The following is a 21993-nucleotide window of genomic DNA, read 5'->3' as shown; positions in this document are numbered from 1 at the left end:
GAAACAATTGCATATCCTGATACTTATATGTGCAGTGGCGCTTCCTATTGAATTAACAAGCACCTGCCATCACTGATCATGAAAAGTTTAGACCTTAACCGTATACTCATGAACGATCTCCCGTTCCATTTCCTGCTGGAAGTGGGGTTGCGTACGATGATTATGTTCGTGGTCATCCTTGTAACGCTGCGGGCATCGGGCAAACGCGGCATTAAACAGCTATCGGTCTTTGAACTGGTGCTCATCATCGGGTTAGGCTCCGCGGCAGGCGACCCTATGTTTTACGAAGATGTGGGTCTGTTGCCTGCATTTACAGTGTTCACTGTAGTGATTATGATGTACATACTTATCACTAAACTGACCGATAAAGTCAGGTGGGCGGAAAAGCTGCTGGAGGGCAAACCCGAATACTTAATGAAAGACGGGCGACTGCTCTACCGAACGTTCAAAAATTCCAACCTGTCCCGTGATGAATTATTCTCTGAACTGCGTTTACAGAACGTGGAGCACTTAGGGCAGGTAAAGTCGATAGTATTAGAAACATCGGGTGAATTCAGTGTGTTATTTTATGATGACGATGACATCAAACCGGGTTTGCCTATCTTTCCGGGTGAAGGGCTGTCAGCTGCAGATACACTTGAGGTAGTTTGCAACTTTTGCGGTCAACTGTCACATGGCGGCATCCAACAAACCTGCCCGGAATGTAAAGAACAGGAATGGCGAATACCTTTCTATAATAAGCGTATCTCGTGAAGGCTGTAGTGTAATTAAAAGCAATTACATTCAGCTTTTACAATAATCATCGGTTAGGAAAATGAGCGTTTATGGTTCTGCGTATAGATAATGGCTTAAATTCTCATCTCAGACTGTAAAGCCATCGTGTTGATCAGGAGTCTGAAAAAAACTAAAGATTTTCATCAATTGTTAATGTTAAATGGGCATCAAATTGTTATGCGAAGGATCTTGAACGGTCAATCATAATTAAACTTTTAGGGTTTTAGTTAGTCTAATAAAGATGTATTGGATCGTCAAAAATGTCACTATCTCGCTCTTAATAATTAGCTTAATAATTTTATCTATTCCTCAAGCGATAGCGCAGAACATCGCGCCACGCGAACGCATTTGTGGTAAATGGGAGAACCAGGCCAAAACTTTGCGGATTCAGGTCTACACGGAAAATAATGACTTCAAAGCCAAAATCATCTGGTTCAGCGATACCGAAGGTAAGCCAATGAGTTACTGGAAAGATAAGCGGAACCCTGATCCGAAATTGCGTGACCGTAACATCTTGGGTATGGGTATTTTGCGTGATCTGAAATATAATGCTAACAAAGGCACCTGGGAAAATGGGAAGGTCTACGACTCCAAACATGGAAAAGAATGGAATGCTTCGGCATCGATCGATAAAAAAGATCGTCTTAAGGTCAGGGGCTACTGGCACTTTAAGTGGATCGGTAAAAGCATGACCTTTCACCGCATCAAATGATCGAATATCAACGAATTGGTTGTTAAATACAAAGTTCTACTTACCCTGGCTTAGGCATAAGTAAGTAGATGCCGCAAAAAACTCATCCCTTGAACAGCTGTGCTTTGCCACGTATATAGCATACGATAGAAATGCTTCCATTTGTGCAAAAGTCATTCAGTTGATGTTACTTAAATAATTGACTTGAAGTACAATATCTTAACTCTCGGTAGAACAATTCCGTTATATAACTGTACTATTTACAAGGGTCTCTATTTAAGTAGGTATTCTTCATTTGTTTACCTTTTAATTAAATTCCTGTTATGAAAATCATTGTCCGCCATGTTGTATTTATAAGCTTTTTCCTGGCCTTTGCACTAACCTCCTGTTCAAGAAAATTAACATTTGTTACCTCTCCGGTCGTACCGGCTGCAGAGGGCTTTGCCAAGATCAGCAAGGATGGCAACGGCAACTTTGCTATTGCTGTGAAGATCAAGCGTCTGGCAGACCCTGAAAGACTGCAACCCAAACGAGACCTCTATGTAGTTTGGATGGTCACAGAGAAAAGCGGTACCAGAAATATCGGCCAGTTAAAAAGCAGCAGCGGGTTTTTCTCCAGTGTGTTGGAAGGAGAATTGAATGCCGTCAGTCCTTTTAAACCGGAGCGAGTCTTCATCACTGCCGAAAATGATGCCCGCATTCAACAACCTGGTAGCATGGTCATCCTGACCACAAAAGGTAAAAATTAAAAAATTTGTTGTATGGGAAAATTAGTCAAAAACACCGATGAACTTTTCTTATCAGGCTTGTTCAGTGATCAGCAAAATGCGGAAACCGCTTATGACGAACTTCGGAATATGGGATATTCTGAGGTGGACATTAACGTTGCTATGACCAGCACCACGCGGGATAAACTATATGCAAAGAATAGCTTGCTAGATAACGACGGATCAGAGAATATAACCCCTGTGAACGGCGCTGTAGTAGGCGGTACCACCGGGGGCTTACTTGGAGGCATTGCCTTTGCTATAGGCGCGCTTGGCAGCAACCTTTTTATCCCGGGATTAGGTTTGGTACTGATGGGGCCGGTCGCAGCAGGTCTTTTAGGTGCAGGCGCCGGGGGGATCACCGGCGGAATCATTGGGAATATGATCGCAGGCGATCCAACTAAAACACAAGCTGACCTGTTTACCAGCGGGCTGAAAGATGGCAAGATCATCTTAGCATTCGTACCGCACCATCAGCAGGATGAAGATCTTGTTTGCGCCAGATGGAAGGATCTGGGTGCGGTAGTTATCCATATACCACGAAGAAAAACTTAATAGCATGAGTGAACAAAAAAAGAAAATATTTCCTTTCACCTGGGTCTTGCTTGCGATCGTGATCATGGCTTTTATAGCCTATCTTCTATATGTGAACGGCCCGAAAGGAAACCGGTCCGTGAACCTGCAAAAGCCGGAGGTTGACCTGATCGATCAGCGCGAAAATGATACTACCGTAGTATCGTTCATCAGATTCATCAACGATGATCACAACCGGATGGGTTTGGATCACGAATACTCCAATAAGGCATTACTTAAACTTTCCAGTGCAGTCAGTGCAATGGCACAAGCCGTTGGTTATGCGGTGAAGGCCGATCTTAACAAGGCGGAAACCGATGCCAATAAGATCACACGCGATCCGTTTGCTATTACACATGCAGACAATATTCGTAAAGCAGCAGATATTTTGAGTGAGGCGATGGCCAATCTGCAGCAGGCGAAATACCCCTCGCTCGCCGGGGACGCCTCTGCCGTCAGTTCGGCTGCGCAACAAATTAACCCGGATGTGCTGACGCTTGATCAGAAAAATAAGGTAAAACTCTTTTTCGAAAGATCAGCCCAGCTATTAGAAAAAATGAACTAAATACGAAAAGATGAATATACAGATCAATACAGACAAAAATATCGACGGCAATGAACGCCTTCAGGCTTTTCTGGAAGATAAATTGACCAATGCCCTGAGCCGGTTCGAAAGCCACCTTACACGGATCGAATTACATTTAAGTGATGAGAATGCCGGGAAGTCCGGACCTGATGACAAGCGATGTCTGTTGGAAGCACGCATAGAAGGACATGAGCCATTATCCGTTAGGGCGAATGGAGATACCGTAGAAACCGCCGTAAATGATGCCATCAATAAGATCAAAAATTTACTTGACCATGTGATGGGCAAACAAAACCTTAAAAAATAAGCTATAATGACATGAACAAGTTTGGGTTGATCGCGCTCACCGCACTGATCGCAGTGGTTGTCAGTTTCGGTACTTTTAAAGTCATGATGCCCGGGGGTAATATTGCTGTTGACGGCAAGGATACTGCAGCCCGATCCGTCTATTTTTCCAATGTCCGGTCCGGGGGCAGGTCATCAACCGATGTGCCTGAATTCAGGAAAGCGGCCGCGCTGGTTACCCGATCAATCGTACACATCAAGGTAAAGCTAAACCGGCCTGATGGCGCCCGAAACGGATATGATCCTTATTATGGTTCTTCACGTGCGCCCGCGCAGGTAATGGCATCAGGCTCCGGGGTGATCTTTAGTAAAGATGGTTACATCATCACCAACAACCATGTTGTGGAAGGTGCCACTGCGATCGAAGTGATCCTGACCGATAAAAGGATCTTCCCGGCGAAACTGGTGGGGCGTGACCCCAATACAGACCTGGCCGTTATTCAGATCGATACCCATGACCTTACGCCGATCGTGATCGGTAATTCTGATGACGTGGAGATTGGTGAATGGGTGTTAGCCGCAGGATATCCATTTTCGTTGAACACCACGGTAACGGCGGGGATCGTCAGTGCAAAGGAACGAAGTATCGGCATCATTGGGCAACCTGAAGAAGGTCGACCAGCCACCGCCTCTGCCGTTAGTTCAGCGGTAGAAGCTTACATTCAAACGGATGCAGCGATTAACCCCGGTAATAGCGGCGGTGCTTTGGTAAATACCAGCGGCCAGCTTATTGGCATCAACGCGGCTATCGCCTCTCAAACAGGTAGTTACGAAGGTTACGGCTTTGCCATTCCCGTTAATTTGGCTGAGAAGATCGTAAATGACCTCATTAAATACGGCAAAGTAAAAAGGGGCTTGTTAGGTGTGAGCTTTCCGTCGCCGGCCACCGAAGATCAGTTCCTCATTCAGCAAGGCATCAAACCTGGCAGTGTCCAGGGCGCTTACGTGACCGATGTGCAGAAAGGCAGTGCGGCCGCGGCAGGCGGCCTAATGCCGGGCGACATCATCCAGGAGATCGATGGCACGAAGATCAGCTCATCGGTGGAACTTTCTGAACGGATAGCCAGGCATAATCCGGGAGACAAGCTTAAATTAGTGCTGAAGCGGGGTGATAAACAAATTGATGCTACCGTTACGCTGAAAGCCCAGGAGTCAACTGATCTTGCTGAGGAAAACCTGCCTGCACCCGCTTTATCAGCGCAATTGGGCGCCAGTTTCGCGCCGTTAAGCGAAGCGTTCAAGCAGCATTACCAGTTAAATACAGGTCTGGCTGTGACCGCTATCGATCCAAAAGGGCTGTTCGCCAGGATCGGTATTCCGACAGGCACCATCATCCTAAGTATCAATGGTGGCCGGATCACGAGCGTGAATGAAATGGCAGCAGCCTTTAAAGCCGCACGAAACGGTATTGTTCGCTTTGAATGCGTTACACCCGATGGTTCACGTATCGTATTCAATTTATCGCTCGGCGCCTAAATTTTTAAACCCTATTTGTAAATAATGAATCTACCAGAATGAAAAACAGCGAAGAATATAGTACCAAAGTTAACAGCCCGTCCAGGCACAAGCCCTTGATCAGGAAGATACTGATCATTGGAGGGATCGTTCTTTTTATCGGCTTAGTGTCCGTTATTTATTACCGTTATTACTTTGTATTTGGGCAAGGGGTCAAAGCAGGACAACTCAATTACTTTGTAGAGAAGGGTTATTTATTTAAAACGCATGAAGGAAGATTGATCCAGTCCGGTTTCAGAACACAACAGCCCGGTGCCATCACTTCCAATGAATTTATGTTTTCGGTAACAGACTCGCGTTTGGCAGATAGCTTGAATCACCATGCCGGAAGCATGTTGGAACTGCACTACAAGGAATACCTCCATACGCTGCCATGGCGGGGTGTCAGTCATTTCGTGGTAGACAGTATATATGCGGTCAAACCCGGCACAAATCCCTGACCATGACCAGCCGTATAGCTAAAACTTTAAGGGCGGTTTATAATAAAACGATCAACAGCATTGCGTTTTATCCTGCACTCATCGCGATCGGTTTCCTCATACTGTCCTGGCTCATGCTCGAGCTGGACTTTTCTGAAACTGGAAAGCACATTAAAAGTAATTACAGTTGGGTAAGGCTGAAGGACGCCAGCACTGCCCGCACTATCGTATCCACCATAGCGGGCGGCATTATCTCGTTAATGGTGTTCAGCTTTTCGATGGTCATGATCCTGCTCAACCAGGCTGCATCCCAAATGAGCAACCGGATGCTGGAAAGCATGATCGGTAATCGCTTTCAGCAATTGGTATTGGGTTTTTATATCGGAACCATTGTTTATGCGCTGTTCCTGTTAAGTACGATCCGGGACATTGAATCGGGTATTTATGTGCCCGCTTTAAGTATCTATCTTTTATTGGTCGTCACTATCGCTGACATATTCGTTTTCATTTATTTCCTGCATTACGTCACTCAGTCCGTAAAGTTCGAAACGATCATTTCGCGCGTTCACAAGCAAACATTTAATGCGCTGAAAAAAGCCTGCACGGTTACAGCGTTTTCTGATAAAAATATACCTTCATCGGGCGAACAGATCATTGAAACAAGCTCTTCCGCATATTATCAGGGCTTTGATCAAAAACAACTATTGGATGCTGCCAGTCAGCGCAATGGCTCTATAAAACTGCTGCATCCCCCAGGCACGTTCCTTTTGAAAGGCCAACCTGTCGCCATTTTCTACTCTGAGGTACCCTTAAAAAAAGAGGATAAAGAAGAGTTGCTGTTAGCACTCGATTTCTATACCGGTCAATCTATCAATCAAAACTACTATTACGGATTTCACCAGTTGACTGAAGTAGCGCTGAAAGCGCTGAGTCCGGGGATCAATGACCCTCAGACGGCCGTACTAAGTATCCATGCCCTGTCGGATCTATTTCAGTATCGCCTTAAACATTATCCTAAAACAGAGATAGATGATAAAGATGGCAAGGTCTATATTTACCTGACCGAACGAGGTTTTGATGAGTTGTTCAGAGAATGTATTTTGCCGATATGGGATTATGGATGTGATGACAGGTATATCCAGCAAACACTGAAATCGATGACCGTTCAGTTATTGGACGGAAATCCTAATGATCACCAGGTACAGGTCTTAACAGCAATGCTCAGCCGCATCAATGAAAAGACCATCAATAAAGACTGAACGGAACGGCGTATATACCCGACCTCTTAATATTACTTCTATCAATAAACCGTATTGCCCGTTAGGCATTTTAGCTGAGCAATACTTCTATAAAAGAAAGATCATGAATAAAGTGAACGAACTTTTACCCCGTAGTGTACAAACCCTCTTATTGCTTTTCCTTATTTTTGGGGGCTTATACTTCTCAGCAAGCTTTTTGATCCCGGTGGCGCTCGCGGGTATTTTGGCCATGCTTTTCCTGCCCTTCAGCAGGTGGATGGAAAAGAAGGGTGTCAACCGGACAGTAGGCGCGGTGATATGTGTGCTGGCACTCATAGCAATCGTCGCGGGTTTCTTGTTTTTGATCAGCTGGCGGGTATCCAATCTGCAAGCTAACCTGGAACAGATCGAGCAACAGTTCAATAAATATCTGGGTCAGGCACAAGCTTTTGTCAGTGACAGGTTCGGTGTCTCCAGGCAGCAACAAAACCAAATGCTCAAGAAACAGGGCTCTTCAGGTGCTGGCAGTGCTGCTACCTATGTGGCGGGTTTCGCTGCTGGCTTACTTAGTTCGCTTACGACGACAGTTCTACTGCTCATTTATATATTTCTCTTAATTAACTCCCGGGCGCATTTTAAGAAATTCATTTTAAAGCTTGTCAAAACAGAAGATCAGGACAATGCCAAACTCATCATTTCAGAAACCACAGAAGTGGCGCAGAATTATGTTTCCGGCCTGGCCAAAATGATCTTTTGTTTATGGATCATGTACGGCATCGGCTTTTCTATTGTGGGCGTAAATAACGCGATTTTCTTTGCTATTCTTTGCGGCACACTGGAGATCATACCATTCGTCGGTAATCTTACCGGGACAGGCCTGACCGTGCTGATGGCTTTAGCGCAGGGTGGCGGCAGCAGCATGGTGATCAGTGTACTGGTTACTTATGGCCTGGTCCAGTTCATACAAAGTTACATTCTCCAACCACTGGTCGTGGGCAAGGATGTTGACGTCAGCCCGCTATTCACCATTATGGTGCTGGTATTAGGCGAGGCCGTCTGGGGCATTGGTGGTATGGTGCTGTCCATTCCGCTATTGGGCATGCTCAAGATCATTTTTGATCACATCGAGCCACTGAAGCCCTATGGCTATTTGATCGGAAATGGCGATGAGGAAAAAAAGGAAAAGCCTTTAACTGGAAAGATCAAAAGCTGGTTCAAATCGTGACGTTAAACCGCTATTTCATAAATGACTTTATCCGATACATTAAAGGAAGATTCCTTTCTAAGAAATATCATTTTAGCGCGTTGATCACAACACCCGGCTAAATATGTTTATCGATTATAAACTTTTAAAGGATATCGAGGCGCTAGGACAGTACCATTTGCTCCAAACGATCATCGTATCGATCGGCCGCACGATCATAAATGGTGAGCCTGTTGTTGTTACCGGTGACGGTCAAGCCCTTACCGATGTCATGCTCACAAACTTTAGCGATTACACCTGTTGGCTGGAGGATAACTATGTTGAATTGATGAAACGTTAAAAATCTAAGTCGGCCATTTAAATTTAGAGTACTGAGATCAAAGCAAGCTCAGTTAAACAAATCATTTTACATACCTTCTTTTGATCTGATCATATTATTCGTCCAGCTTATCCAACATGCTTTTCATCTTTTGGATTTCTTGCCGTTGTGACTTAATGATGCTGTCGGCCAATCCACGAACCTCCGCATTTTTAATTCCCGCATGTGTACTGGTCATGATCGCCGATGAATGATGCGGTATCATCGCTTTCATATATTGCGTGTCTCCGATAAAAGCCTGTGTGCGTAAGCAGATCAATGATAAAGTGAATACAATGGTGCTACTTGCAATGATCGCCCCATTCAGCATTTTATTGCTGTACATCTTTTTCATTACGATCAGCATGATAATCGCCATGGGCGATACCATTAACAAGGTCATATAAAGGCGGGTGAGGCTTAAATAAATATGATCTAATTCATCTACGTTCAAAAACATAACTCCGTACATAACAAAGAAAGAGATGAACAGGGATAGGGCAAGTTTTGGATAATGATTTTCCTGCATGACAATGCGCTTTGAACAAATCAACCTCCAACCAGCTTAATTGTTTACGATGTTATACGATCAGGTATGTACTGATTTAAATATCTTTAATAGATTGATCTGTATAAAGAAATTAATATACATCTAAATTATTAGTTTTATCGCATCGGCATATACAAATTTATGTTAGAACTCAAAAATCACATTTCTTCGGTCGTTAGAATATCAAGTGATGGACTACAGGAGGTTCTTGGTTGCTTTAAGCCTGTTTATTTAAAAAAAGGCCAGTTACTGTTAAAAAAAGGACAAGTTTCCACTTTTTATTATTATCTGAAAAGTGGCGCCTTAAGATTTTATTATCCGAAGGAAATCGAACTAACGGCCTGGATAGTGCAATCTGGTGAATTTTTTGCTGAAATATCCAGTTTGAGTTGTGACGCGCCAACGAGGTTTAACATTGAGGCAATTGAAGAAGCTGAGTTGTATTGCATCAGTAAATGTAACATGGAAGACCTCTACAAAAAACTACCGGAATGGCAGGAATTTGGCCGCAAGACCTGGGAAGCCATGGCCGTGAGGATGATTGATGAGATCATCCGTTTTCAAACCATGTCTGTGGAAGAACGTTATCTTGAATTCTTAAATAAACCCGGTTTTATGCAACTTGTATCAGTGAAGCAACTGGCTTCCTATTTGGGAATTACACCAAACGCCCTAAGCCGGATCCGAAAAAATATCCGTTGATCTTCTTAACTACCAAATGGTAGTTTTAAGCTTCATGCTTGTTTGTAGGTTTGTAAAACAAATATTTACGAACCATGAAAAACACCATTTTATTAGCAGGAGCCACAGGGGATTTAGGTGGCAAGATTTGTTTGGCACTTATCAAACGAGGTGCACATGTCAGGCTATTGATCAGAGAAGGCAGTAATCATGACCGAGTCCACAACCTAAGCCAGGCCGGGGCGGAAGTAATTACTGTAAATTATGGGGATGAAGCGGCGTTGATTTCAGCATGTGATAACGTTTCTTGTGTCGTTTCAGCGTTGGCCGGCTTGTATGATGTCATCGTAACAGCGCAAACACTGTTATTAAACGCCGCGTTAAAAGCAGGTGTCAAAAGATTTATTCCCTCTGACTTCTGTACCGATTTCACCCAATTGCAAAAAGGCGATAACAGGAATTTTGATTTACGCAAAGAATTTCAGGAGATTTTAGATAGTGCAGAAATTCACGCCACATCGATCTTTAACGGTGCCTTTACCTACGTTTTGCAAAATAATATTCCTTTGCTTGATACCAAAGAAAGATCCATCGCCTATTTCCAGGATAAACTTGATTGGAAAATAGATTTTACAACGGTAACCAACACTGCTGAATACACTGCCGCCGTTGCTTTGGACGATAGTTCACCACGTTTTCTAAACATCGCAAGTTTCCGGGTAAGCCCACACGAGTTGGCTGAATTGACCCGAAAGGTCTTCGGGGCGAAGTTCGAATTAAAAGAACGAGGACCTATAAATTACTTTGCTGATTATATCAGAAAAATTAGGCAAGAGCAGGCTGACGGCGAAAAACAACTGTACCCTCAATGGCAACAAATGCAATACTTGCATAGCATGTTCACTGCGCATCACAAAGAGATTAATAATGACAGGTATGACATATCGAACTGGACTTCTGCTGAACAGACATTAAAGGATTTATTTCAAAAAGATAAAATTTAACACCATGGAATTAAAATATCAAAACCAGCAACTGATCAGGAAATGGCCCGGGTTTACCAGTCAATCGGTAAGTGTTAACGGAACAGCACTGCATTATGTACAAGGAGGCGCAGGCCCCGTATTGATATGCCTTCCGGGCTGGCCGCAATCTTGGTACTCTTATCACCCGGTAGGTTCACAATTAGCGAAGCATTTCAAAGTGATCGTAGTCGATATCCGCGGGATGGGCGATTCGGCAACACCTCCATCAGGTTACGATAAAAAAACTATGGCAACAGATATTTACGAATTGATGAGTCAACTGGATATCGATCAAGCGCATGTAATCGGACATGACATTGGCGGTATGGTAGCTTCCAGCTTAGCTTATAATTTTCCACAGGTTGTTACCAGTCTGATTTTGGCAGACGGATTGCATCCAAATGAAGGGATGATGCAAATGAGATTAATGCCGGCTCCGGGTAAGTTTGGTAACAAGATCGATAATGAGCAGCCATACACCTGGTGGATGGGCTTCAATCAGGTGAAGGGTTTACCGGAGCAACTATTACAGGGCCGGTATCGTTATTTACTGGACTGGCTATTTCAATATGTGATGTCAGATGACAGCAAGATGTCTGATTTTGACAGAAGTGTTTATGCAGCTATTTACGACCAGCCCGAGCGTATCCGGGCTTCTAATGCCTGGTATCAAACCTTCAATCAGGACATAGCGGATGCTAAAACCTATTCAAAGTTTAAAATGCCTGTTCTGGGTATTGCCAGCAACGTCTCCTATGGTTTCTATCAATATGCTCTTCCAATGATCGCTGACGATTATACTATCGTCCATTTGAAAGGTACCGGCCATTATATGTTCGAAGAAAATCCTGAAGCAGTTTACGAAGCAGTTTTGGAACATATTGCCCGGCAACCTGTCAGTTCATAATTTCATTGTTGTTGAATAGAGAAATAGCAGTGGTTTGTATTATTTGATCACTTCGACGCTGTTCCGCGTCTTATTACCTGCATTGCTAAGGCAAAAATATCAAATCCAATTTCCATGAATATTGATTACCACGCGCTGCATTTGATTTGGAACTGCAAAGGTTTGATATCAGTAGCCTGATCGAATATCCAAAAGGACATTAAACCCGGTGTTACTGTAAATTCAATTATCATTTTAGCCTATTTAATTAAATGCTAATGTCCTGTCAACTTCCATAAATTTCAATTAAGGTGTCTACATTTCACTAATTGTTAAAGGATTTGATACGATTGGCAATTATATAGATTTTAGCTTGTGCTGAGATCACCGTATCAAAAAATTGTTCGGCTACTTAACCCAAGGGGAGTAAAAGAGATCTCATCAGAGCAGGTGAAAACACAAGACTATCTGTAGTGTCCTTTCACATCGAAATCATTTTATGAACATTTGGTGGAAATAAAACTATATTAATAATTAAATAATTTAAGAACGGATAAACAAATACTCCTGATAGTGGTTAACCCGATATAGCCGCTCCTTTCTTCCAAGCCCACGTCAATTTTTCTGATTCTATACCCTCACCGATAATAAAAGATTATGACTAAAGAAACCGGGGAACCGAAATTCAGCACCAAAACATCACCTAAAGCCGAACCGGCTTTACTGGAGTTATTTACCGACGGGATCAAGGACATTTACTGGGCCGAGAACCACCTGGTAAAAACCTTGCCGAAAATGCAAAAAGCAGCGACCTCTAATACATTGGTGGCCGCTATTGAAAGCCATTTAGAAGAGACTAAAACCCATGTCAGCCGCCTGGAGCAGGTCTTTGAACTGCTGGGCGAAAAAGTGCAGGCGCAGAAATGCGATGCCATGGAAGGTCTGGCCAAAGAAGGCGAAGGAATCATCGAAAGTACCGAACCAGGTACGGCCACGCGGGACGTGGGCATTATACTGGCTTCGCAAAAGGTAGAGCACTATGAGATCGCCACCTATGGCGGCCTGACCCAGCTGGCCAAAACCCTTGGTTTGGATGAAGTGGCCGAATTGCTTTACCAGAGCTTGACCGAAGAAAAAGCGGCCGATCAGAAACTGACCGATATAGCCGAAAGTGACATAAATTACCAAGCAGCAGATGAGCAATAAAAAACCGTCACCTAAAATGGGTACCGAAGGCGTGATCGATAAACAATTGGTCGGCCAACCCGAAAATGATAAGACCACACAACTGGCAGCACATACGGCCGATGGTGCGGGTGAGCACATGAATACCAATACCGGCCTGCCCATCAATGATGACCAGAACTCGCTGAAAGCGGGTGACCGCGGCCCGACGCTTTTAGAAGATTTTATCCTGCGGGAAAAGATAACCCACTTTGACCATGAACGTATCCCGGAAAGGGTTGTACATGCCCGTGGTTCGGGCGCGCATGGCGTGTTCCAGGTTTATGAGCCATTGGCGGAATATACCAAGGCCGGATTTTTAAATGACCCGAAACGCGAGACGCCTGTCTTTGTCCGTTTTTCTACCGTCGCCGGTTCACGTGGTTCTACTGACCTGGCGCGCGATGTCCGGGGTTTCGCTGTGCGTTTTTACACGCCTGAAGGTAATTTTGATTTGGTAGGCAATAACATGCCGGTCTTCTTTATCCAGGATGCCATCAAATTCCCCGACCTGATCCACGCGGTGAAACCCGAACCTGATAATGAGATCCCGCAGGCTGCCTCGGCACATGATACTTTTTGGGATTTTATATCCCTGATGCCGGAATCGGCGCACATGATCATGTGGGCGATGAGCGACCGCGCATTGCCGCGCAGTTACCGCATGATGGAAGGTTTCGGCGTACACACCTTCCGTTTAATTAATGCTGACGGTAAAGCCAGTTTTGTGAAATTTCACTGGAAGCCGTTGTTAGGTGTTCACGCAGTGGCCTGGGACGAAGCACAGAATATTTCGGGTAAAGACCCTGATTTTCACCGCCGCGACTTGTGGGATGCTATTGAAAGCGGCGCTTTCCCGGAATGGGAACTGGGTTTGCAGATCATCCCGGAAGAAGACGAATTTAAATATGAATTCGACCTGCTCGATCCCACCAAACTGGTGCCGGAAGAACTGGTGCCGGTGCAGCGCGTTGGTAAACTAACGTTAAACCGCAACCCGGACAATTTCTTCGCGGAGACGGAGCAGATCGCTTTTCACCTCGGACACATCGTACCGGGCATCGATTTCAGCAACGATCCTTTATTGCAAGGTCGCTTGTTCTCTTATACGGATACCCAACTCACCCGTTTGGGCGGTCCGAATTTTCAGGAGATCCCGATCAACCGGCCGATCGTACCGGTTTATAATAACCAGCGTGACGGCTTTATGCGGCAAACGATCAATAAAGGAAAAACCAGTTATAGCCCGAACTCCTTAGGCAATAACGACCCGCAGCAGGTTAAGGAGGCCGAAGGTGGTTTTGTGAGTTATCGTGAACGCATCGAAGCCCGCAAAGAGCGTTTAAGAAATAAAAGTTTCTTTGACCACTTCAGCCAGGCGCGGTTGTTCTTTAACAGCCAGTCCGACCCGGAGAAAAACCATATCATAGATGCTTTAACCTTTGAATTGGGTAAAGTAAAAACGATAACGATCCGGGAACGAATGCTGGGAATGTTGGCACAGATTGACAAAGGCCTGGCTACGCAGGTAGCGTATGGTCTGGGTCTGCATTTGCCAACAGATTTGCCAACCAATCAAAGTATTCCGGCTGACGGTACTCCGGCTGACTATCAATCGGTACAAGTAGAAGGTTCATTAGCGAAATCTGAAGCCCTCAGTATGGCTGGAACCGTTAAAGACACGATCAAAAGCCGTAAAGTGGCTATCCTTGCTGCTGACGGCGCTAATGCCGCAACAATTACTACTGTAAAAGATAAATTGACTGCTGAAGGCGCGGTGGTGGAAATTATTGCTCCCCGTGGTGGTTTCCTGACCGCCGCCGATGATACACAGATCCAAGTTGATCAAAGCTTTTTGACCGCCGCTTCAGTATTGTTCGATGCGGTCTATGTAGCCGGTGGCAGCAACTCCGTAGCTTCGCTGGAAGCCGAAGCGAATGCGGTACACTTTTTAAATGAGGCGTTCAAACACTGCAAATCGATAGCAGCGCATGAGGATGCCATACAGGTTTTGGAAGCGACCTATTTCAGCAAAAAGCTACCCCCGGACTATAAAGAGGAAACCGTGCTCTCTGAAGGAATTTTGGTGGGCGACGGTAGCCAAAAGTTTGCGGACTTATTCACAAAAATGATTGCGCAGCACCGTTTTTGGGAAAGAGAAAAGCCGCGTTTAATCCCGGCATAATTTACTAACGCCCCGGCTTGCCGGGGCATTTTATCTTCACCCTATGGATAACATTATACCTATTATCAATGCTGCCCGGAGCGGCGATCTTCAACAATTGGAAGCACTGGTTACGGCGAATAATATTAACTGCCGGGATGAAAAGGGCTATACGCCGCTGATCATCGCCTGCTATAATCACCAGTTTGGTGCCGCCAAATGGCTCATCGAACATGGAGCGGACGTGGACGCGGCCGACTTCGGCGGTAATACGGCGCTGATGGGTGCGGCCTTCAAAGGCTATGTAGATATCGCCGAACTACTGATCGACCATTGCGCCGATCTTAATTTGCAGCATGGTAACGGTGGCACGGCGCTGATGTTTGCGGCGATGTTCGGCCGAAACGATCTTTTGGCCTTGTTACTGGCGCATGGTGCCGAGGTAACCCTTACCGATAGCCGCGGACTTACGGTGTTCGACCTGGCGGCGCAGCAAGGAAACGAAGCGGCCATTGACATCCTGGAAAAACACACTGCCTAAAAAGGCCAGCATTGGATTGATGGTATTGAGCGTATCAGGAAGTTTTATCCGAATCGGTAGCTGATCTTTGAATCACGCGGTCATTGCAGTAAGGTGTCTTATCTTAACAGAAACTTGCCATACTCCTCACAATCCTCCAGTGTTTTCTGCTGAAAAACTTTCCGCGTAATAGCAATGCAATTTGCTGCCAGTTCGTCCAAGTTACAGCATTTCGTCCTGATTTTTTTGGGTAGTAAATTCTCCCTTTCCATAAGGTCGATATGCAATATGCACGGGGAGCGCAACCTCTCGTCACCTTTAAGGCTGTCGAACAACAGATTTTCAGCTTCACCGTCGTTTCCGATCCCGAACTCTCCAAAAACATCGAAACCAACCTGGGTTTTCAAACTGAGCAATAACAAAAAACGATCTTCCATTTGCACGGTCTTGAAAGGTTCTTAATATTGAAAAAGGGGGTATGCTTACATTCCCCCTGTCAACATTGATAACAGTTATAAAATTACTTGATCTCGATCTGGCGGCGTACCATTTTAGCTTCCTCGCGTTTAGCAATATCGATCTTCAATACGCCGTCAGTATAGCCCGCTTCTATATTTTCAGGGTCTGCGCTCTCTGGCAGCGAAAAGGAACGCACCCAGGAAGCATAACTGTATTCGCGTTTGCTGTAGTTTTTTTGCTCGTCATCGTTATCAGTACGTTGTTCTACTGAAATATTCAGGACATTGCGGTCGAGATTAAGTTTGAAATCCTCTTTTTTCAAACCCGGTGCGGCCAGTTCTACATGGAAGTGGTCCTCAGTTTCACTAATGTTTGCCGCAGGCACCCTGCTGGTGAGCCGGTCGTTAAAAAAAGTGTCATGGAAGATGGAATCGAATACATCATTAAAGCCTGGTAATAATGATCTGTTGTTACGTTTGTCAGCATTGAATTTAACCAGTGTCATAGGTCTTTCCTCCTTAATTTAATAATGATTAAAACTTATAAATAATTAAACTAATCACTTTATTTCAAGGTTTGTGCCATACCGAAAGTGTAACATTGATACTGCAAAATTTTCAGAACGAATGAAATTTTTGCAGTATTAAATGACAAGTTTTCATTACGGTAGTTAAAGTACGTTTAGAGATTATGAATGCGGACCTTAATTTTACGTAGTATAGAGCACTTATCTTTTCGGTAATTAATTAAATCATATTAAAAGTAAGCGGGGGCCATAAGATGGTCCACCTGTAGAAAATCAAAAACTTATCTTCAATTGGTTTAATGTCGATTTTAATGAAATTCTTTGGGAAATAAACCCAATTTGCAGCAATCTGCAACCATTATCTATATTAGCACAAATACTACATGCATTGATCTTTAGCTTCAACGCCACACCGGATTTTGACTTCATGACCTATTTCGCACGACACATCGGCTCGGCAGTAGAAAATGGCCAGATGTTAATTCCAGAACAATTAGGGGACGGTTCCATCCGCAAACTTTCTTTTGGGCCGGAATTTAAAATCACCCTGCACCATTATGTACTAAAGGAAGACCTGATCATCAAGCGCAGTGCTTCCGGTGAGGGGAATGAATTGATCACTATTTTCTTTTACAGCAACGAACAGCCATTAGGTATCACTTATGGTGCTGATCCGCATATTCAGTTCTCTGAGCGGGATGAATCGGCGATTCAGGTTACCTCTAACGATCTGAATTCAACTATCCGCTTTCCGGCAGGTTATATGATCCATTACATGGTCGTTGCTATTTCTCCATCATACCTTAAAAGCTTGCTCGCATCAGATGAGCAGAACACCACTATAAAAACCATCACCGGCAGCGGAAATTCTTTTTTATTTCTGGAAAAGATGACAGCGGAGATACGCCTGCTGCAAAAGAATTTAGGCGCAGTGGATATGAATAGTGGCTTGAGTCATTTTTTTATGCACGTTAAAGTGCAGGAACTGCTCTACCTGCTGTTTGAAAAACTATTGAAACGCGAAAGCATACCACATCAAAACATCAGCAGCGCCGATGCTGCCAGGTTGCTGTATATCCGCAATGAGGTGCTGAACGATCTCAGCACACCGCCTGTACTGTCTGAGTTAGCCGGGATCGCCGCAATGAGCGAAACCAAACTGAAACAACTTTTTAAACAAGCTTTTGGCGATACCATCTATAATTATTTTCAGCAGGCACGTATGGAGGAAGCAGCCTTTATGCTTAAACAAGGCAAGCGCTCTGTAGCAGAAGTTGGTTACGAATTAGGCTTTACCAATCTTAGTCATTTCAGCCGCTTGTTTGAAAGGTATTACGGCCTGAAGCCCAAAAAATACAGCTCTGCCGGATAAGACTGTTTTTTTGCCTTTTGATGCTATTATCAGGCTGTAGTTAGCGGCAACTTTGTAGTGTAAACAAAAACACTACAAAATGAAAAAATTATTTCAGCCGTATAACAAAGGCACTTTACAATTAAAGAATCATGTGGTGATGGCCCCCATGACCCGTAGTCGCGCCATCGATAATATCCCCAATGCATTAATGGCCGCTTACTATAAGCAGCGGTCTGGCGCCGGGCTTATTGTTACCGAAGGTACATCGCCCAGTCCGGAAGGTTTAGGCTACCCACGCATTCCTGGTGTTTTCTCCGATGCACAGATTGAAGGTTGGAAATTGGTGACCGAAGCCGTGCACGAGGGTAGCGCTAAAATATTTGTGCAATTGATGCACACCGGCCGCGTAGCACACAGCAGCAACTTGCCTGAAGGTTACCAGGTGGTCGGTATGTCTGATAGCCAGGCTGCCGGTGAAATCTATACCGAAACGGGTATGTTCGAATATTCGGCGCCAAAAGCGTTGGATGCTGAGGGTATACAACGCATCATTAACGATCATGTTCGAGCTGCAGAAAACGCCATTGCCGCCGGTTTTGACGGCGTAGAGCTGCACGGTGCACATGGGTACCTGCTGGAGCAATCATTAAACCCGCACGCAAATACCCGGACAGATAACTATGGAGGTTCTATAGAAAACCGCAGCCGGTTAATCTTGGAGATAGCCCAAAAGGCCTCGCAAATTATCGGTGCTGATAAGGTTGGTGTTCGCTTGTCGCCATACCTTACAACTAACGGTATGCTCGCATACGAAGAAAGCGAAGTGCACGATACTTATGTTTACCTCTCCCAGGAATTAAACAGACTGGGTATTGCATACCTGCACATCTCTAACAACCCCGGTATCACGCAAAATACACACAACGCAATTCGTAAAGTTTTTACAAACACCATTATTTATTGTAACGGCTTTACTCCAGAAACAGCTGAGGCGATGTTGCATGACGGACCGGCCGACCTGGTGGCCTTTGGAAGAAGTTTTTTGGCCAACCCCGATTTTATGAGGAGGATAGAAAAAAACGAACCCTTAAACGAGCCGGACTATAGTACTTTATACACGCCCGGCGAACTGGGATATACCGATTACCCGGAACTTAACTAATCATTTAACTTTTTAAACATACAAAACCATGAAAATTACCACAACAGGCTCATTAGGAAATGTAGCCCAACCATTAGTAAAACAATTGATCGCAGCCGGTCATGAAGTTACCGTAATCACCACCAAAGATGACAAAGCGAGCGACATTGAAGGATTAGGTGCTAAAGCTGCTGTAGGTTCCATCAGCGACGCATCGTTTCTTACCCGCGCGTTCAACGGTGCTGATGCCGTATACATCATGATGCCGCCATCCATCGGTACCAGCAACTTCATACAAAACATCGCTGATGCCGGTCAGGCCTGTGCTGATGCCATCCAAGCAGCAGGCATTAACCGGGTAGTATTGTTAAGCAGCGTGGGTGCAGATGCAGAGTCAGGCAACGGTCCGATTCAAGGCGTTCACCGGGTTGAAAATATCTTCCGCCAGCTCAATGATGTTGATGTAACCGTTATTCGCTCTGGCTTTTTCTATGTTAATTTTCTGAGGGATATCCCACAAATCAAAAGCCGCAATGTCTTCGGTAATAATTACAGCGGAGATATCAGGTTGGCTTTGACCCACCCAAACGATCTGGCTTCGGCAATAGCTGAAGAATTGCAGATTAAAGGAGACGGTTTTAAAGTGAAATATGTGGTAAGCGACGTGGCAACAGGTGACCAGCTTGCCGCATTGTTCGGCAAAGCAATAGGCAAACCGGAACTTACCTGGACTGCAGTACCAGACGAACAGTTGAAGCAAGGGATGCTGTCCGCGGGTATGTCAGCGGAGTTGGTTGGCCTGATTATAGAAATGGGTCAGGGCGTGCGAAATAACCTTATCATGAACGATTTTTTCAGTACAAACGGCAATGTGTCCGGAAAGGTTAAGCTGGAACAGTTTGCAAATGAATTCAAAAGCAGGTACACGCTTTCCTGATATCATTTTACCGGCAGCAACTTAAATAGTTTGAGATTTAACCTCATTCAAAAAGTTGCTGCTTTAATTATGAATCATTCATCATGACATAGGACTTCGAACCACAGTAAACGTTTGTGTCCTAAATCTTATCGTTAAATAAATGAATTTTCAATTCATTTATTTAACGATAAGATTTGATCAACTTTATTTGCTTAGCGAAATTAATTACTCCTAGTGCATTCTTAAAAAAATTGAAGAACAAATCGATCATGATCGGCTAACCCGTACTACGTGTGCTCCTATTTTTTTCGATTAAGCTTAATTTCTCCTTTTTTTACATAGGATTGAAAAAGGATGGGCATCTAAATAGCTGTTAATTATAATTCATGCAGCATACATTATCACATTGGTCAAATTTTTCAATGGCTTTGTCGGTTTTACGGTCTGCATGGTATCTCGTTTTTGAAAGACTTAGGGATGCTGTAATAGCCGCACGTCAGGTGGTGTTGGTATAGCAGATCCTAAAGGAAAGTATAATGTGATTTGAATAGGAAATCTGCGATCAATTAATTATCGCAGATTTAGACAATTGCGCTAAATAATTTTTGGCAGGACGATTCCGGTGAGAATACTGAAACGCTCGGGCGGATTACAATTGCGTTTTACATTCTTTGGCTTTAAAAGGTTTAAGACTGCTTCCTGCACTTCATCAACTATTGACCAATCTTTTGCCAAATAAATATCGGTTGTTTTATGGCCGTTGTCGACATGGTTCAATGCAAGTGCAATATCATCCTTCGACATGCGACAATTGTTTCTTGCTAACGTTCCGAAACTGTGCCGTGCCCAATAAAACGTGATCTCCGGAACTCCAGTAAGTACTTGCAATTCGCGCATTCCGATACTGATAGCCTTATTCAAATTACCAATTGACGCATATCTTTGATTGAGAACACCGTCATACCGCGACAAAAGCCTAACTGCTTCTTTTGGTATTTTAATGCTAATAAACGCGCCATCTTTCCGTCTATCTTGCGTTTTTGACCTGTTATATTCTATACGGCCATTTTTAATGCGGTAGTTAGCTTTATACAAGTCAATGGCATTTATACCGCATAAATAGAAGGATAACATAAAAAGATCCTTAGCCATTTCACATCTCGAGTTGGCTCTTGGTTGTGAATTCTTAATGGTAAGAATTTTTTCGGCATCTATATTCCGTTTTTGCGTTTCGGGTGCATCGACAATTGCATAATCAGAGAATGGATTCGTTTTGATTGGAGTGAGGCCAATCGAAGGCCTGTTGTGAAAGTCGATGGCAGCAGAAAAAAGTCCGCTGAAGTCGCGAAGGTAAACATGGACAGAAGCATCGCCAAGCGGCTTACCTTTCGCCTTGTAAGGTCTGCCCAACCGATCCATTCTCGTCATAATTCTTGGACCTCTCAAAAAAGCTTCAAATTTTTCCAGGAAGTCAGTGGTGATTTGTTCAATAGGCAGGCCACTGGGCCTTTTGATAAAATCGATGATGTGATTTCTAACAGTTTTAAAATTTGCGGCACTTTTTCCCTGTTCATTTTCAATAAGTAGTTTAATGTGCTGATCGGAGAAGTCAAGAAAATCTATTTTCTTATCTCTCTTTAATAAAAAATCTTTGATATCGGATGCAGTCATGCGACCGATCAGCTCATCATTATCACAGATAGCTCGTCTATAAGCATCCAGCGATTTATTTACACAAGTAAGAACGAATTGATCTTTTATGGAACGATCTTTCTTAAGCTGTTTTTCAGTCACATAAAATTCAGTGTCGATAAAAGAGCGTTCCCGCTGGTGACTGATGCAGATTTTTACATTGAAAGTCCCATCCGTTTTCTTGTGATGTTTTAGAATTTTTGCACTTACAGTGGCCATTTGAATTGAATTGGCACAAATAAGACTGTTACACAGTTGTTACACCTATTTGCGAAGTTTGACAAAAATTTCTGTCTAAGTGGAAATTTTTCGGATGATATAACCCTCAGAAATTTGAGGTTATTTGTATTCGCCTGGGCGGCAAAAACGGCGTTTAAGCCAA

At 44.0% G+C, this 21993-nt stretch carries 24 protein-coding genes; 20 read left to right on the top strand and 4 right to left on the bottom strand.

Annotated elements, in window-relative coordinates:
- The first annotated feature begins 78 nt into the window (after window positions 1-78).
- The 11 genes from LJ707_RS17685 (at window position 79) to LJ707_RS17635 (ending at window position 8452) form a co-directional block, all read left to right on the top strand.
- Window positions 79-753, top strand: coding sequence for a DUF421 domain-containing protein (locus LJ707_RS17685; protein WP_228953503.1), 675 nt, complete (start codon window positions 79-81; stop codon window positions 751-753).
- 262 nt (window positions 754-1015) lie between these two features.
- On the top strand, window positions 1016-1486 hold the full coding sequence (locus LJ707_RS17680; protein ID WP_228953501.1) for a DUF2147 domain-containing protein: 471 nt from the start codon (window positions 1016-1018) through the stop codon (window positions 1484-1486).
- Between the two features lie 302 nt (window positions 1487-1788).
- Window positions 1789-2214, top strand: a complete 426-nt coding sequence (locus tag LJ707_RS17675) for a hypothetical protein (protein ID WP_228953499.1) — start codon at window positions 1789-1791, stop codon at window positions 2212-2214.
- Between the two features lie 12 nt (window positions 2215-2226).
- Window positions 2227-2787, top strand: a complete 561-nt coding sequence (locus LJ707_RS17670) for a hypothetical protein (protein ID WP_228953497.1) — start codon at window positions 2227-2229, stop codon at window positions 2785-2787.
- Between the two features lie 4 nt (window positions 2788-2791).
- Window positions 2792-3370, top strand: coding sequence for a hypothetical protein (locus tag LJ707_RS17665; protein ID WP_228953495.1), 579 nt, complete (start codon window positions 2792-2794; stop codon window positions 3368-3370).
- Between the two features lie 10 nt (window positions 3371-3380).
- On the top strand, window positions 3381-3698 hold the full coding sequence (locus LJ707_RS17660) for an HPF/RaiA family ribosome-associated protein (RefSeq protein WP_228953494.1): 318 nt from the start codon (window positions 3381-3383) through the stop codon (window positions 3696-3698).
- A gap of 83 nt (window positions 3699-3781) precedes the next feature.
- Window positions 3782-5212 carry a trypsin-like peptidase domain-containing protein gene (locus tag LJ707_RS17655; protein WP_228953493.1) on the top strand — a complete coding sequence of 477 codons (1431 nt, stop codon included), beginning with the start codon at window positions 3782-3784 and terminating at the stop codon, window positions 5210-5212.
- A 38-nt stretch (window positions 5213-5250) separates the two neighbouring features.
- Window positions 5251-5691 (top strand): hypothetical protein, encoded by a 441-nt coding sequence (locus tag LJ707_RS17650; protein WP_228953492.1) that lies wholly within the window; start codon window positions 5251-5253, stop codon window positions 5689-5691.
- A gap of 2 nt (window positions 5692-5693) precedes the next feature.
- The gene (locus LJ707_RS17645) at window positions 5694-6929 is read left to right on the top strand and encodes a DUF2254 domain-containing protein (protein ID WP_228953491.1); all 1236 of its coding nucleotides are present in this window, start codon (window positions 5694-5696) and stop codon (window positions 6927-6929) included.
- 103 nt (window positions 6930-7032) lie between these two features.
- Window positions 7033-8133, top strand: coding sequence for an AI-2E family transporter (locus LJ707_RS17640; RefSeq protein WP_228953490.1), 1101 nt, complete (start codon window positions 7033-7035; stop codon window positions 8131-8133).
- 103 nt (window positions 8134-8236) lie between these two features.
- Window positions 8237-8452 carry a hypothetical protein gene (locus tag LJ707_RS17635; protein ID WP_228953489.1) on the top strand — a complete coding sequence of 72 codons (216 nt, stop codon included), beginning with the start codon at window positions 8237-8239 and terminating at the stop codon, window positions 8450-8452.
- Window positions 8453-8546: 94 nt separating this feature from the next.
- On the opposite strand, the gene LJ707_RS17630 is transcribed toward LJ707_RS17635, so the two are convergent.
- Window positions 8547-8999, bottom strand: coding sequence for a DUF305 domain-containing protein (locus tag LJ707_RS17630; RefSeq protein WP_228953487.1), 453 nt, complete (start codon window positions 8997-8999; stop codon window positions 8547-8549).
- Between the two features lie 162 nt (window positions 9000-9161).
- On the opposite strand from LJ707_RS17630, the gene LJ707_RS17625 reads away from it, so the two are divergent.
- The 6 genes from LJ707_RS17625 (at window position 9162) to LJ707_RS17600 (ending at window position 15541) form a co-directional block, all read left to right on the top strand.
- Window positions 9162-9722 (top strand): Crp/Fnr family transcriptional regulator, encoded by a 561-nt coding sequence (locus tag LJ707_RS17625; protein WP_228953484.1) that lies wholly within the window; start codon window positions 9162-9164, stop codon window positions 9720-9722.
- A 74-nt stretch (window positions 9723-9796) separates the two neighbouring features.
- Window positions 9797-10705 carry an NmrA family NAD(P)-binding protein gene (locus tag LJ707_RS17620; RefSeq protein ID WP_228953482.1) on the top strand — a complete coding sequence of 303 codons (909 nt, stop codon included), beginning with the start codon at window positions 9797-9799 and terminating at the stop codon, window positions 10703-10705.
- 4 nt (window positions 10706-10709) lie between these two features.
- Complete coding sequence (locus tag LJ707_RS17615; protein WP_228953480.1) at window positions 10710-11633, top strand: alpha/beta fold hydrolase; 924 nt, start codon at window positions 10710-10712, stop codon at window positions 11631-11633.
- 636 nt (window positions 11634-12269) lie between these two features.
- Window positions 12270-12818: a ferritin-like domain-containing protein gene (locus LJ707_RS17610; protein ID WP_228953478.1), complete on the top strand. Its 549-nt coding sequence runs from the start codon at window positions 12270-12272 to the stop codon at window positions 12816-12818.
- Complete coding sequence (locus tag LJ707_RS17605) at window positions 12808-15021, top strand: catalase (protein WP_228953476.1); 2214 nt, start codon at window positions 12808-12810, stop codon at window positions 15019-15021. Before LJ707_RS17610 ends, LJ707_RS17605 begins: the two co-directional genes overlap by 11 nt.
- 43 nt (window positions 15022-15064) lie before the next feature.
- On the top strand, window positions 15065-15541 hold the full coding sequence (locus LJ707_RS17600) for an ankyrin repeat domain-containing protein (protein WP_228953474.1): 477 nt from the start codon (window positions 15065-15067) through the stop codon (window positions 15539-15541).
- Between the two features lie 98 nt (window positions 15542-15639).
- Here LJ707_RS17600 and LJ707_RS17595 read toward each other — a convergent pair whose 3' ends face one another.
- Both LJ707_RS17595 and LJ707_RS17590 read right to left on the bottom strand, forming a co-directional pair.
- The gene (locus LJ707_RS17595; RefSeq protein ID WP_228953472.1) at window positions 15640-15957 is read right to left on the bottom strand and encodes a hypothetical protein; all 318 of its coding nucleotides are present in this window, start codon (window positions 15955-15957) and stop codon (window positions 15640-15642) included.
- 83 nt (window positions 15958-16040) lie between these two features.
- Entirely contained in the window at window positions 16041-16484 is a 444-nt protein-coding gene (locus LJ707_RS17590; RefSeq protein WP_228953470.1) for an Hsp20/alpha crystallin family protein, read from the bottom strand.
- Between the two features lie 409 nt (window positions 16485-16893).
- Here LJ707_RS17590 and LJ707_RS17585 point away from each other — a divergent pair, with 409 nt between their 5' ends.
- The 3 genes from LJ707_RS17585 to LJ707_RS17575 all read left to right on the top strand — a co-directional run bounded on the left by LJ707_RS17585 (window position 16894) and on the right by LJ707_RS17575 (window position 19937).
- Entirely contained in the window at window positions 16894-17877 is a 984-nt protein-coding gene (locus LJ707_RS17585; protein WP_228953468.1) for a helix-turn-helix transcriptional regulator, read from the top strand.
- 79 nt (window positions 17878-17956) lie between these two features.
- A complete protein-coding gene (locus LJ707_RS17580; RefSeq protein ID WP_228953466.1) occupies window positions 17957-19021 on the top strand; it encodes an alkene reductase in 1065 nt (354 codons plus the stop codon).
- Between the two features lie 28 nt (window positions 19022-19049).
- The gene (locus tag LJ707_RS17575) at window positions 19050-19937 is read left to right on the top strand and encodes an NAD(P)H-binding protein (RefSeq protein WP_228953464.1); all 888 of its coding nucleotides are present in this window, start codon (window positions 19050-19052) and stop codon (window positions 19935-19937) included.
- A 576-nt stretch (window positions 19938-20513) separates the two neighbouring features.
- Here LJ707_RS17575 and LJ707_RS17570 read toward each other — a convergent pair.
- Window positions 20514-21830 carry a site-specific integrase gene (locus tag LJ707_RS17570; protein WP_228953462.1) on the bottom strand — a complete coding sequence of 439 codons (1317 nt, stop codon included), beginning with the start codon at window positions 21828-21830 and terminating at the stop codon, window positions 20514-20516.
- Window positions 21831-21993 lie beyond the last annotated feature (163 nt).

Origin of the sequence: Mucilaginibacter sp. UR6-1, assembly GCF_020880975.1 — a bacterium.
Taxonomy (GTDB): domain Bacteria; phylum Bacteroidota; class Bacteroidia; order Sphingobacteriales; family Sphingobacteriaceae; genus Mucilaginibacter.
Note: the sequence above shows the minus strand (reverse complement) of the source record. Positions and strands in the feature narration are given on the sequence as shown.